Below are 13,523 nucleotides of genomic sequence, written 5' to 3'. Positions count from 1 at the left end.
CGCTCTAAAAAAGTGACGTACAGCGTCACCTTTTGACCTTCTTTGCCCCATGTGTGATCTCTCTGCATCATCACTAAGGTGGCAAGGATGGTGCCAGTTCGCAGCGAAGCAGCTACCATGGCCAACAGATGCTCGACCTGGGGATGGTCAGGGCAGGGAGCCAATATCAATGTCCGTTACGCGCACTGCGGTAAAAAACGAGCCGATCGCCCGCAATACCAACCAGTTGCTGCCTTTCGTCTGGGAGGGAACAGACAAACGCGGCGTCAAGATGAAGGGCGAACAACAAGCCAAGAACATCAACATGCTTCGCGCAGAACTGCGTAGGCAAGGCATCACCGTTTCAACGGTCAAACCCAAGTCGAAGCCACTGTTCGGCGCCGCGGGATCCAAGATCACCGCCAAGGAAATTGCCTTCTTCAGTCGCCAGATGGCAACAATGATGAAATCGGGCGTTCCAATTGTTGGCTCCCTGGAGATCATTGGCGAGGGCCACAAGAACCTCCGAATGAAGAAGATGGTGGGACAAATCCGCTCGGATATCGAGGGGGGCTCTTCTCTTTATGAGGCCATCAGCAAACACCCGGTGCAGTTTGATGAACTCTACCGGAATCTAGTCAGAGCCGGCGAAGGCGCCGGCGTGCTGGAAACCGTCCTAGAAACGATCGCCAGCTATAAAGAGAACATCGAAGGCCTCAAAGGCAAGATCAAAAAAGCCTTGTTCTATCCAGCGATGGTCGTCGCAGTCGCCCTCCTGGTCAGCTCGATCCTGCTGGTCTGGGTGGTGCCTCAGTTCGAAGAAGTGTTCAAGGGATTCGGCGCGGAGCTGCCAGCGTTTACACAGATGATTGTCGGCATGTCCCGCTTCATGGTGTCATGGTGGTGGCTGCTCCTGCTCGTCACTATCGGTTCGGTTGTGGGCTTCATCTTCGCTTTCAAACGCTCACCTGCCCTGCAACATACCGTTGACAAATTGGTCCTGAAAGTACCAATCATCGGTCAGATCATGCATAACAGCGCGATTGCCCGCTTTGCTCGCACGACCGGCGTAACGTTCAAGGCGGGCGTTCCTCTTGTTGAAGCACTTGGGATTGTCGCCGGAGCCACAGGCAACACGGTGTACGAACAAGCTGTTCTGCGTATGAGGGACGATGTCGCAGTCGGCTACCCCGTGAACATGGCGATGAAGCAGGTCAACCTGTTCCCGCATATGGTGATACAGATGACAGCCATTGGTGAAGAAGCAGGTGCACTTGACGCGATGCTGTTCAAAGTTGCCGAGTACTACGAGCAGGAAGTCAACAACGCCGTCGACGCCTTGAGCAGCCTGATCGAGCCCCTCATCATGGTCTTCATCGGCACCATCGTAGGCGGCATGGTCATCGGCATGTACCTACCGATCTTCAAACTTGCATCGGTTGTTGGATAACTAAAAGCATGGCATTTCTCGACCAGCATCCCGGCCTCGGCTACCCCGCCGCGGCTGGACTGGGACTGCTGATCGGCAGCTTCCTCAACGTGGTGATCCTGCGCTTGCCCAAGCGCATGGAGTGGCAGTGGAAACGCGATGCGCGCGAGATCCTCGAGCAGCCGGATATCTATGAGCCGCCGCCGCCGGGCATCGTGGTGGAGCCGTCGCACTGCCCGCACTGCAAGCACAAACTGAGCTGGTACGAGAACATCCCGCTGTTCAGCTGGCTGATCCAGCGCGGCAAGTGCCGGCATTGCCAGGCACCGATTTCCATCCAATACCCGATCGTGGAGCTGGTTACCGCCTTGATGGTGCTGGCCAGCGTCTGGCAGTTCGGGTTTGGTTGGCAGGGCTTTGGCGCGATCGTGCTGAGCTGCTTCCTGGTCGCCCTGTCGGGTATCGACCTGCGCACCCAATTGTTGCCTGATCAACTCACCCTGCCCTTGATGTGGCTGGGCCTGATCGGCAGCATGGACAATCTCTACATGCCGGCCAAGCCTGCATTGATTGGCGCCGCAGTCGGCTATTTGTCACTGTGGACGGTCTGGTGGCTGTTCAAGCAGATCACCGGCAAGGAAGGCATGGGCCACGGCGACTTCAAGTTGCTGGCGGCACTGGGCGCCTGGTGCGGACTCAAGGGCATTCTGCCGATCATCCTGCTGTCCTCGCTGGTCGGCGCCATCATCGGCTCGATCTGGTTGTACTCGCGGGGGCGCGACCGCGCCACACCCATCCCGTTTGGCCCCTATCTGGCCATCGCCGGCTGGCTGGTCTTCATGTGGGGCGACCAGATGATAGGCGGCTACATGCGGCTGGCAGGGCTACAGCAATAAAGCAGCACACGCGACAATGGCCCTTCATGGGCCATTGTTGTATCGGAGTCATCGCATGAGCAGCTTCATCGTCGGACTGACCGGCGGCATCGCCTCGGGCAAGAGTGAAGTCAGCCGGCGCTTCGAGGCGCTGGGCATTGCCGTGGCTGATGCGGATGTAGCAGCGCGCGAGGTTGTCGCGATTGGCAGCCCCGGCCTTGCAGCGATTGCCGAGCTGTTCGGCGCCGGGGTTCTACAGGCCGATGGCAGTCTGGACAGGGCCTACTTGCGCCAACGCGTGTTCGCCAACCCCGATGAACGCCGCGCACTGGAAGCCATCACCCATCCCGCAATCCGCGCGCGCGTGCGCAGCCTCTGCGAGGCGGCAGCCAGTCCCTATGCGATTGCCGCCATTCCACTCCTGACTGAAGCCGGCGGGCGTTCGACCTACCCCTGGCTGCAGCGCATTCTGGTGGTGGACACCCCGGAGGAAGTACAGCACGCACGCTTGCGCAGCCGCGACAACATCGATGCCGCACTGGCCGAGCGCATGATCCAGGCACAGGCCAGCCGCGCGCAGCGCTTGGCCATTGCCGACGATGTGATCATCAACGATGGTCACCCGGATGCGCTGCAGGTGCATATCGAAGCACTGGATGCACGTTATCGGGAGCTTGCTGGGTTGCTGGCTTGACTGCTGCCTTCAACAGCGCGCGGAGAGCACCCTCACCCCAACCCCTCTCCCGCCAGCGGGAGAGGGGCTAAAAACGGGCAATCCGGCGCCATCCAGCCTCCCCGGCTCACCGCCTTTCGCGCCGATCGCAGCTTCTGATTCGTGCGCAGAACGCTCCCCACCCCAGCCCTTCTCCCGCTGGCGGGAGAGGGGCCAAAAAGCGGGCAATCTGACGCAATCCAGTCTCCCTCAACCCGCCACCTGCCGCCAGGCTGTGCAGCTATACGGCTGTATGGCTGTATGGCTATACAGCTCTATACGGCCATACGGCTGTAGCGTGCCGATCGAAGCCTCTGATTGCAGCTCAAGGCTGCTCGGGGGCGAATGTCAGCGTCGCGATCACGCCGCGCTCTTCGCCCGGACGGATATCCACCTGCCACCCATACAACGCGCACAGACGACTGACAATGGACAAGCCGATACCGCCACCCTGCGAATGTCCTGCATGGGTACCACGATAGCCACGCTGGAACAGGCTGGCAGCATCCTTCTCGCTTAGTCCCGGACCGTTATCGATAACTTCGACAGCGTTCGCGCCAACCCTCACCAGCACCCTGCCTTCCTGCGAATACTTCACCGCGTTACCGATCAGGTTGCCCAGGGCAACGGACAGCGCGGACTCCGGAGCATCGATCACCAGCTCACGCGACCCGTCGAGCACCAGCTCCAGGGGCTTGCCGCCGAGCTGGGCACGGTGCGATTCCAGCAACTGCTCGGCGACCCGGGCGACATTGCTACTGCCCTGTGCACGCTCATTGCGCGACAACAACAACAGCGAACCGATCAAATCGCTGCATTGCTGTTCGGCGCGCTGGATGCGCTGCAAGCGCTGTAGCACCTTGTCATCAAGGTTGGGGCGCGTCAGCAACAACTCGGTAGCGCCACGGATCACCGCCAGCGGAGTGCGCAACTCATGACTGACGTCAGCATTGAACTCGCGGTCACGCTGGACCACTTCGGTCAGACGTGCCGAATAGTCATCAAGCGCCTCGGCCAGCTGCCCCACCTCATCATCGGGAAAACGCGGGGCAAGCGGCTCGGGATGCGTATTGCCACCGCGATAGGCACGCAGGCGCGCTGCCAGATCGGACACAGGCCGCATCACCCTTGAGGCAGACCACCAGCCCAGCACCCAGGACAGCAAACTGAAGATGATCACCGACAGAAACAGCGCGCGGTTGAGCTGCTGCTCACCACGAAGCGCCTGCCCCATGTCATAGGCAATGAAGAACCAGGCGTCCGGCGTCTTGCGTACACCGACCTTGTAGGAGAACGGCTTGCCTTCGGCGTCCTCACCACTGATGTTGTGGATACCGTCCTGCAAGCCCTCCCATTCGGGATAGTCACGGCGTAGACCATCAAGCTTGTCCGGGCGGAACAGGAACGCACGCATCTGCTGCACCGGCGCGACAACGTCGGTGCCACCGCTGCGCATATAGCTCTGCCAGGAGGCATCGAGGTTGCGATTCATCACATCCTCTACCAACTGGTTTTCCACGCGCATCCGTGCCCAATTCGTCGCGAATGCGAACAACGTGGTCAGGCAGAAGCCCAACAACACGAAGGAGAGGATGATGCGGCTGCGCAGACGCCGGCGGTAGCGTCCGCGCCTGCGCACGATCTCAGGCAGGGCTGTTTCAGGCATCGGGTGCGGAGATACGGTAACCAATGCCGTGGCGGGTCTGGATCATCGGCACTTCAAACGGTTTGTCCACCACAGCGCGCAGGCCATGGATATGCACGCGCAGCGAGTCCGAATCCGGCAGTTCCTCGCCCCACACGCGGGTCTCCAGTTCCTGCCGGGTAACCACCGCCGGCGAAGCCTCCATCAAGGCCTGCAGGATCTTCAACGCGGTCGGGTTGAGCTGCAGCAGCTTGCCTTGGCGACGCACTTCCAGGGTGTCCAGGTTGTATTCCAGATCCCCCACTTCCAGCACGCGGGTGTGGGCACCCTTGCCACGGCGTGACAGTGCATTGAGCCGTACTTCCACTTCCTGCAGCGCGAATGGCTTGATCAGGTAGTCGTCGGCACCGGAATCAAAGCCGGCCAGCTTGTTGTCGAGCGAGTCGCGCGCGGTCAGCATCAACACCGGTGTCTGCTTGCGCGCGTCGTTGCGCAGCTTGCGGCAGACTTCGATGCCGTCCATACCCGGCAGGTTGAGATCCAGCACGATCGCATCGAACTCATGCACCACAGCCAGGTGCAGGCCGGTCACGCCATCGGCGGCGAAATCGACCGTATGCCCACGATCCTCGAGGTAGTCACCAAGGTTGGCTGCGATATCGCTGTTGTCTTCGATTACAAGAATGCGCACGTGGGCGATTACCTTCGTATTTGGAAATAGCAAGCAGACTTGGTCTGCTTGCCAAGAATTACACCACAGGCTTTGTTAATGCCTTCCTAGCAGTGCGTTCCGCGAGGATTACCGCACAGCATCTTTATTGTTGATGATGATCTTGCCATCCTGGGCAAAACGAACGTGCTGTTCGGACTCACGCCGCATACGGTCGCGTTCTGCAACGGTGAGGCAGCTTGTGGTCGGCATCTGCGAACCCACCCGCTTTTCACGCTTGCAGACCAGGCGACTGTCCTCGCGAGCCTTGGTCAGGATGCCATTTACCAGTTCCTGATCATTGAATACCGCAACCTTCTTCTCCGCTGGCAAGGCATCCGCCGTACCCGCACCGATTGCCTGGGACATGCGCTCCAGTGCTTCAAGCACGCGACCTCGGTCTGCCGAGGAAATCTCGCTGTACACCTCATTGCCCTGCAGGTCCCCGCGCACCTTCTGCTGCTGCACCTGGAAGGGGATGGATGCCTGCAACGGCGGCTCGGCGGGTTTTGCCACAACCACGGCCGGAGCCAACAGCACTACCAACAACAGACCACGCAGCATAGCGGACCCTCTCCTTAGGAATGGGCTCACTCTAGCGCTGTGTGAAGATCACAACAACTGCCAGATGCAAACGAAAATCCAGACAAAACAAGGCCCCGGCGGAACCCGCCAGGGCCTTAAAAATTCCCGATCACCGGACCCACTGAGGAGGGCTGGGCACAGTGGAAACAGGCTAGGGCCAGCCGGATTAAAGGCTTGTTAAAACCATGCAAAGAAATTGCATCCCTTGCTTCAGCGCTTGAGGCTGGTCACGTATTCGATCATCCGCCCGGCAATATCGTCGCCCGAGACCCCCTCGATACCCTCCAGGCCCGGCGTGGAATTGACCTCCAACACCAAGGGACCGCGCTTGGAGCGGATCAGATCGACACCGGCGATGCCCAGCCCGAGCGCCTTGGCCGAACGCACCGCCACCTGCTGCTCGGCCTTGCTGCAGACCACACGCTCAGCGCTGCCGCCGGCGTGAAGATTGGAACGGAAATCCCCGTCCTGCGCCTGCCGACGCATGGTCGCCACCACCTGGTCCCCTACCACCAGGCAGCGCAGGTCTGCTCCCTGGGCCTCGGCGATGAACTCCTGCACCAGAAAGTTGGCATACAGGCCACGCAAGGCCTCGACGGTTCCCTTGGACGCGCTGAGCTTCTCGGTGAGGATCACCCCCCTGCCCTGCGTGCCTTCACTGAGTTTGACCACATGCGGTGGTGGTCCCAGCATGGACAGCAGGTCGTCGGTGTCGTCGGGGTTGTCGCCGAATACCGTCACCGGCATGTCGATACCCTTGGCCGCCAAGAGCTGGTGCGCACGCAGCTTGTCGCGGGCGCGCAGGATCGCGTCGGACGGATTGGGGGTGCGCGCGCCCATCATTTCGAACTGGCGCAGCACAGCAGTGCCGTAACGGGTGATGGAGGCCCCGATCCGCGGGATCACCACGTCCACCCCGGTCAGCGCCTTGCCCTTGTAGTGCATGCCAAAGCCGCTGGAGGTTATCCGCATATAGCAGCGCAACGGATCGAGAATGCGCACGGTATGACCGCGGGCACGTGCAGCTTCGACCAATCGACGGGTCGAATAGAGCTTGGTATTACGGGAGAGGATGGCCAGTTTCATCGCGGCGGGATCGGACAGTAGGCGCGCAGCATATCGCGGCCTTGGTCGATCCGGATGATCTGAAATGGGGACTTCGCAACGGCGTGAAAGCCTGCCTTTTTGCCCCTTGCCAATCGCCGGGGAGTGGAGCGGGCGAAGGGAATCGAACCCTCGTCAGTAGCTTGGGAAGCTACAGCTCTACCATTGAGCTACGCCCGCTTTGGCGAGGGTGAAGTCTATGCGTGACGCTGTGACAAAGCAACGGCCGGCCCTGCGGCACTTGCTTCGGGTCGATGCAGCAGGTTGAGTCCTGCTTTCCCGGCCGTTGGCGCTCAGCAGGGGCGTAAAACCCGGTACCACGCGCATCCAGGAGATCCCGTCGCGCAAACAAAAAGAGGCGATGCCACTGACGCGGCACCGCCTCCCACACACAACAGCTAACTACTTGCTACTACTTCCCACGGCAGTTCAGAAGCTGCCGCCAAAGCTGGCGAACACGGTGGCATCACGCGCGGACTTCTGCATCGTGGTGGTGCTCAGGCCGATGTTGCTGTCCAGCCCCCACAACTTCAGACGGACCCCCAGAACGGCGGTGGCGTAGTTGCGATCAAACTCCAGCCCCGGCACCTTGTACATGCCAACGTCAGCCAAGGTCTGCAGCCAGGCGCTGGCCTGCTTACCGTCCTCGAACTCATGGTCATAAGTGACCTGCACATACGGCTTCAGGCCATCGCCATCAAAGCGGGCCTGCCAGCCAATGCGGCCAACGGTCGAATCCAGATCCTGGTCACCGTAGCCAAACGCGGTGGCACTGGCGTTGCTTTCAACGTAGCCATCCAGCTTCACCTTCTGCCAGACCACGCCAGCCACCGGACCGTGACGGAAGCCCCCCGCCTGGCCGAACTCGTAACCGGCATTGATCGCGGCGGTCAGGTTGCTGCCGTCCGGCGAGCCCTTGTGCTCACGGGTGGCCGGGCCAAGCTGCACCTTGCGGGTCACGTCATACCCCAACCAGCTGTAGCTCAGCTGGCCGTTGACCCAGGCGCGATCGCCATACCAGCCGGCGAACAGGCCCAGGGTGGTGTCGTCCTGGGTGAAGTCACCCTTGTTGTTGCCGAAGTCAGCATCCATGCGGCCGTAGCCGGCGAAACCGCCGAGCACCATGCCGTCACGCGACCAATCCACGCCAAACAGACCGGCCGGTGCCAGGCCATCGTAGAGATCGGCATGGTCATAGCGCTGCATGTCGCCGCGCACATTGCCCCACCAGCTCAGGCCATCGGCCGGACGCGAGCCCAGATGTGCACCGACCTGATCGGCGCGGGCACGGCCGGTGGTCTGCGCCGAATGACTCAGGATCTGCTGCAGGCGCGGCGCTTCCAGCACCGAAATAGCGTATTGGCCAAGGATCTGGTGCGCCGCCGTGGTCGGATGCACGCCGTCGGCGAACACATAGGTGTTGTTGGCATTCGGTGCAACCAGGCTCAGCGGCGAGCAGGTCACTGACGAGGCCGAGGTGCAGGCCATGTTGCTGACATTGGTGAAGCCATAGGCGCCCGGGTTGCCGACGATTTCCTGCAGGATGGTGAACGTATCCACCGGGATCACCTGCAGGCCAGCCTGCTTCAGGCCGCCGAACAGCGCGTCGTTGTAGCCCTTGGCCAATGCCGTGCCCTGTGCCATGCCGGCCGCACCACCCGCCCGCGCCATCGGGGTCAAGCCGATATCCGGCAGGTTCGGCACCATCACGTACTCGGCTCCAGCGGCCTTCAACGCACCAACGATGCCCACCTGCTCGGTTACCGCGGCACCGATGACGGCCGGCGCCTGGGTCGGGCTGGTCACGGTGAACAGATCGTTTGCGCCACCCCACACCGTGTAGAGCGCATTGGCATCCGCCTTGCCGCCATTGGCCGCCAGATACGCGGTCATCTGCGACTTCATCGACGGGGTCGGGCCCAGCAAACCGACTTCATCCACACCCACACGGGCGCCGCCAACAGCGTAGTTGTCGCCGGTCTGGCCGTTGCCATTGGGGCTGGCGTTGGTGCCGTACTGGTCGGCGATGTAGTCCGCCCATACCCAACCCGGGTTGGTGGTGAAACGCCCCACCAGGGAAGCATTGGGATCCAGCTTCACCAGCACAGGACGGAAGTAGCCGGTGTCGGTCAGGCTGTCACCGAAGAATACCGTCTTGGAGTAAGGCGACTGCGCCATGGCCGGCACCGCGGCCAGGGCAATGGCAACGGCCATGGCGGCGCGCAGCGGGCGAAGGGAAAGAGACATGTTCAACTCCTGGGTGGGGAAGCGGCAGACATACGCTGCCGCACGTTGTTATGTTTTCATTACCGCGTAAGACACACACGCTGCGCCGCCGCAAACTGTCCGCCGGCTGGGCTTTTTCCTCCGCGCTGGCGAGAATGGCGGCATGAATATCCATCTGAATGGCGAACCACGCCAACTACAGCCCGCCTTGCGCCTGATCGAACTGTTGGCTGCCGAAGGGCTGGCCGAGCGCCGCGTCGCGGTCGAGATAAACGGCGAGATCATTCCACGCAGCCAGCATGCGGACCACACCCTGCAGGACGGTGACGTGGTGGAGATCGTGCATGCGCTGGGCGGCGGCTGAGGCACCGCAGCAAGGTAGTGCCGAGCCATGCTCGGCAGAGGCTTTCCCAGCAGTGCTTGCAGGAATGACATCAGCCGCGAAACTCGCGTTAGCAAGGGACTCAAAAGCCAACCCCTCCCCAGCCCTCCCCTTGCCTGCGGCAAAGGGAGGGGGCTACAGCGGCGCGCATGGAGAGCACAGCCTAGCTGCATTGGGGCATTACCGATGATTCTCTTTGCCGAGCATGGCTCGGCACTACGGGCATGGTTGAGCCTTTGCCGAGCATGGCTCGGCACTACCGGTCGGCGGGATGGGTGATAATTCGGGCATGAATGCACATGTCCCCCCTGATTCGCTGGTCATCGCCGGCAAAACCTATTCCTCCCGACTGCTGACCGGCACCGGCAAGTTCAAGGATCTGGAAGAAACCCGCCTAGCCACCGAAGCCGCTGGCGCCCAGATCGTCACCGTGGCCATCCGCCGCACCAATATCGGCCAGAACCCGGGCGAGCCCAACCTGCTGGACGTGCTGCCGCCGGACCGCTACGCCATCCTGCCCAATACCGCCGGCTGCTACACCGCCGAGGACGCGGTGCGTACCTGCCGCCTGGCCCGTGAGCTGCTGGACGGCCACAACCTGACCAAGCTGGAAGTACTGGGCGACCAGAAGACCCTGTACCCGGACGTGATGGCCACCCTCAAGGCCGCCGAACAGCTGGTCAAGGACGGCTTCGACGTCATGGTCTACACCTCGGACGACCCGATCCTGGCCAAGCGCCTGGAAGAGATCGGCTGCGCTGCGGTGATGCCGCTGGCCGCGCCGATTGGTTCCGGCCTGGGCATCCAGAACAAGTACAACCTGATCGAGATCATCGAGAACGCCAAGGTGCCGATCATCGTCGATGCCGGCGTTGGCACCGCTTCGGACGCGGCCATCGCGATGGAGCTGGGCTGCGATGGCGTGCTGATGAACACCGCCATTGCCGGCGCCCGCAACCCGGTGTTGATGGCCAGTGCCATGCGCAAGGCGGTGGAAGCCGGGCGCGAGGCCTTCCTGGCTGGGCGCATCCCGCGCAAGCGCTATGCCAGCGCCTCCTCCCCGGTAGATGGGCTGATCGGCTGATGACCAATCCCTTTGACAGTGCAGGCGCCAAGGCGCCGCCCAAGCCCTTCACCGTGACCGAAGGCCGCCGCGAGATCCGCAGCTTCGTGCTGCGCCAGGGCCGCTTCACCCCGGCCCAACAGCGCGCCTTCGACGAGCGCTGGCCGCGTTTCGGCATCGATTTCAACGGCGAACCGCGCGACCTGCAGGCCACCTTCGGCCGCAACGCGCCCAAGGTGCTGGAAATCGGTTTTGGCAATGGCGCAGCCCTGCGTTATGCCGCGCAGTTCGATACCAGCAAGGACTACATCGGCATCGAGGTGCACGCACCGGGCGTGGGCCGCCTGCTCAATGCGCTGGCCGATGACGCCGCCGACAACGTCAAGCTCTACCACCACGACGCAGTCGAGGTGCTGGAGAAGGAAATCACCGACGGCGCATTGGACGAAGTGCGCATCTACTTCCCCGATCCCTGGCACAAGAAGCGCCACAACAAGCGCCGCCTGGTGCAACCGGCATTCGCCGAATTGCTGGTGCGCAAGCTGCGCCCGGGCGGCCGCCTGCACTGCGCCACCGACTGGGAGGACTACGCCGAGCAGATGTGGGACGTGCTCGATGCCACCCCTGGCCTGGTCAACCGTGCCGGCCCGCGTGGCGCAGTGCCGCGCCCGGATTGGCGTCCGCAGACCCACTTCGAAACCCGCGGCCAGAAACTCGGCCACGGCGTCTGGGACCTGCTTTACGACAAGCCAGACGCCAGCGACGCTGGCTGAGAACCGAGGGCGTGATGACCGCAGCAAGCCACAAGCCGCTTGATCCACACGCTGGCCATGCAGCGTTGATGGCAGACTGCGCCGTCGTCCCGCCCCTGTTTTCCTTTTCCAGACACCTGCCCTGATGGATACCGCGCTGACGCTCACCACCGATATGAAGCTCGTGCTCGGGCTGGTGGGCTTCACGATGGCGATGTTCCTGTTCGAGCGCATCCGCGCCGACGTGGTGGCGCTGGTGGTGATGGTGGTGCTGGGCGTCACCGGCCTGATCGCGCCGGAAGAAATCTTCGGCGGCTTTTCCGGTAACGCGGTAATGAGCATCATCGCCACCACCATCCTCGGCGCCGGCCTGGACCGCACTGGTGCGCTGAACCGGCTTGCCGGCTGGTTGCTGCGGCGCTCGCATGGGCTGGAAAAACGCCTGTTGCTGCTGACCACCGCCACCGCCGGCTTGAACTCTTCGTTCATGCAGAACCCGTCGGTGATGGCGCTGTACCTGCCAGTCGCCTCGCGCCTGGCCTCGCGTACCGCACTCACCTTGAAGCGCCAGCTGCTGCCGATCTCGGCCGCCATCGTAATGGGTGGCGCGCTGACCATGGTCGGCAACTCACCGCTGATCCTCCTCAACGACCTGCTGGTTTCGGCCAACAACAACCTGCCCTCTGGCACCGCCACCATCGAACCGCTGCGCATGTTCGCACCGCTGCCGATTGGTATCGCGCTGCTGATCGCATCACTGGCCTACTTCCGCTTCTACGGCAGCCGCAAGCTGCAGGAAGAGGAAACCGAGAGCGAGGACGGCCAGGCACCGGCCCGCACCGAGAGCTATTTCGCCAAGGCCTATGGCATCGAGGGCGATGTCTTCGAGCTGCTGGTCACCGCCGAGAGCCCGCTGGTCGGCATGACCGTCGGCGAGGCCGAGAACCTGTTCGATGCACCGATGCTGCTGGCCCTGAAGACCGGCGATGACACCCGCCTGTCGCCGCCGGCAGACATGCGCATCTGGGTGGGCAGCGTGATCGGGGCGATGGGCCCGCGCCAGCAGGTGTCGGATTTCGCGCAGAATCAGTTCCTGCGCATGTCCTCGCGGCTGAAGCAGCTGGGCGACCTGTTCAACCCTGCCCGCGCCGGCATTTCCGAGGCGGTGGTGCCACCCACCTCCAAGGTCATCGGCAAGACTGCCGGCGAACTGCGCCTGCGCAAGGAACGCGGTATCAGCCTGCTGGCGATCAACCGCGACAAGCAGGTGATCCGCGAGGACGTGCGCAACACGCCGCTGCGTGCCGGTGACATGCTGGTCTTCCACAGCATCTGGCAGGACCTCGCCGCCGCTGCCGGCAGCCGCGACTTCGTGGTGGTCACCGACTACCCAAAGGGTGAGCAGCGCCCGCACAAGTTCAAGATCGCCATGGCGATCTTCGCCATCACCATCATCATCGCACTCACCTCGCACCTGCCGGTCGCCCTCACCCTGCTGACCGGCGTGGCCGGCATGCTGCTGACCGGGGTGCTGCGCATGGACGAGGCCTACGCCGCGATCAACTGGAAGACCATCTTCATGATGGCCGGGCTGATCCCGTTGGGCTGGGCGATGGACAGCAGTGGCGCGGCGGCCTGGATCGCCGGCCATACCATCGACAAGCTGCCCACCGGCATCCCGGTCTGGGTGCTGGAAATCGCATTGGCCTTGCTGACCACCGCGTTCTCGCTGGTGATCAGCCATGTTGGCGCGACGATCGTGATGGTGCCGATCGCAGTCAACTTGGCACTGGCGGCCGGCGGCAACCCCACCGCGTTCGCGCTGATCGTGGCCTTGTCGGCCTCCAACAACCTGATGACCGCCTCCAACCCGGTGATCTCGATGGCGATGGGCCCGGCCAAATACACCCCGCGCGAGATGTGGCGGGTGGGCGGACCGCTGTCACTGCTCTACACGGTGATCGTGGTGCTGATGATCAACATCATGTTCTGAGCAGGCGCGGCGGGGGCGTGCTGGGGCGGCGAAACCCGTGACCTTGCCGGTCGTATTCTGCGGAACAAC

At 62.5% G+C, this 13,523-nt stretch carries 12 protein-coding genes and 1 tRNA gene; 7 read left to right on the top strand and 6 right to left on the bottom strand.

Annotated features, from left to right (window positions below):
- Positions 1-169: 169 nt before the first annotated feature.
- The 3 genes from ACVOLQ_RS08240 to coaE are packed head-to-tail and all read left to right on the top strand — an operon-like array spanning position 170 to position 2,977.
- Positions 170-1,429, top strand: a complete 1,260-nt coding sequence (locus tag ACVOLQ_RS08240) for a type II secretion system F family protein (RefSeq protein ID WP_481527669.1) — start codon at positions 170-172, stop codon at positions 1,427-1,429.
- 8 nt (positions 1,430-1,437) lie between these two features.
- On the top strand, positions 1,438-2,304 hold the full coding sequence (locus ACVOLQ_RS08235; protein WP_313174493.1) for a prepilin peptidase: 867 nt from the start codon (positions 1,438-1,440) through the stop codon (positions 2,302-2,304).
- 55 nt (positions 2,305-2,359) lie between these two features.
- Positions 2,360-2,977: a dephospho-CoA kinase gene (gene coaE / locus ACVOLQ_RS08230; RefSeq protein ID WP_481527668.1), complete on the top strand. Its 618-nt coding sequence runs from the start codon at positions 2,360-2,362 to the stop codon at positions 2,975-2,977.
- A gap of 343 nt (positions 2,978-3,320) precedes the next feature.
- Here the strand turns inward: coaE and ACVOLQ_RS08225 are convergent, their stop codons facing one another.
- The 6 genes from ACVOLQ_RS08225 to ACVOLQ_RS08200 all read right to left on the bottom strand — a co-directional run bounded on the left by ACVOLQ_RS08225 (position 3,321) and on the right by ACVOLQ_RS08200 (position 9,252).
- Positions 3,321-4,661, bottom strand: a complete 1,341-nt coding sequence (locus ACVOLQ_RS08225) for a sensor histidine kinase (RefSeq protein WP_481527667.1) — start codon at positions 4,659-4,661, stop codon at positions 3,321-3,323.
- Complete coding sequence (locus tag ACVOLQ_RS08220; protein WP_057629745.1) at positions 4,654-5,331, bottom strand: response regulator transcription factor; 678 nt, start codon at positions 5,329-5,331, stop codon at positions 4,654-4,656. Before ACVOLQ_RS08220 ends, ACVOLQ_RS08225 begins: the two co-directional genes overlap by 8 nt.
- A 108-nt stretch (positions 5,332-5,439) precedes the next feature.
- The gene (locus ACVOLQ_RS08215) at positions 5,440-5,913 is read right to left on the bottom strand and encodes a hypothetical protein (protein ID WP_481527666.1); all 474 of its coding nucleotides are present in this window, start codon (positions 5,911-5,913) and stop codon (positions 5,440-5,442) included.
- A 231-nt stretch (positions 5,914-6,144) separates the two neighbouring features.
- A complete protein-coding gene (gene rimK, locus ACVOLQ_RS08210; RefSeq protein ID WP_313174487.1) occupies positions 6,145-7,020 on the bottom strand; it encodes a 30S ribosomal protein S6--L-glutamate ligase in 876 nt (291 codons plus the stop codon).
- Between the two features lie 124 nt (positions 7,021-7,144).
- A tRNA-Gly gene (locus ACVOLQ_RS08205) sits at positions 7,145-7,218 on the bottom strand.
- Between the two features lie 249 nt (positions 7,219-7,467).
- Complete coding sequence (locus ACVOLQ_RS08200) at positions 7,468-9,252, bottom strand: autotransporter outer membrane beta-barrel domain-containing protein (protein WP_481527719.1); 1,785 nt, start codon at positions 9,250-9,252, stop codon at positions 7,468-7,470.
- Positions 9,253-9,427: 175 nt separating this feature from the next.
- On the opposite strand from ACVOLQ_RS08200, the gene thiS reads away from it, so the two are divergent.
- From thiS to ACVOLQ_RS08180, 4 genes are all read left to right on the top strand, one after another.
- Complete coding sequence (gene thiS / locus ACVOLQ_RS08195; protein ID WP_481527665.1) at positions 9,428-9,628, top strand: sulfur carrier protein ThiS; 201 nt, start codon at positions 9,428-9,430, stop codon at positions 9,626-9,628.
- A gap of 307 nt (positions 9,629-9,935) precedes the next feature.
- Positions 9,936-10,730, top strand: a complete 795-nt coding sequence (locus ACVOLQ_RS08190; protein WP_293715828.1) for a thiazole synthase — start codon at positions 9,936-9,938, stop codon at positions 10,728-10,730.
- Complete coding sequence (gene trmB, locus ACVOLQ_RS08185; protein WP_313174483.1) at positions 10,730-11,482, top strand: tRNA (guanosine(46)-N7)-methyltransferase TrmB; 753 nt, start codon at positions 10,730-10,732, stop codon at positions 11,480-11,482. The genes ACVOLQ_RS08190 and trmB overlap by 1 nt, the downstream gene beginning before the upstream one ends.
- Before the next feature lie 124 nt (positions 11,483-11,606).
- A complete protein-coding gene (locus ACVOLQ_RS08180; RefSeq protein ID WP_293715705.1) occupies positions 11,607-13,454 on the top strand; it encodes an SLC13 family permease in 1,848 nt (615 codons plus the stop codon).
- Positions 13,455-13,523: the final 69 nt, after the last annotated feature.

It is taken from the genome of Stenotrophomonas sp. STEN031, assembly GCF_056759975.1.
Note: the sequence above shows the minus strand (reverse complement) of the source record. Positions and strands in the feature narration are given on the sequence as shown.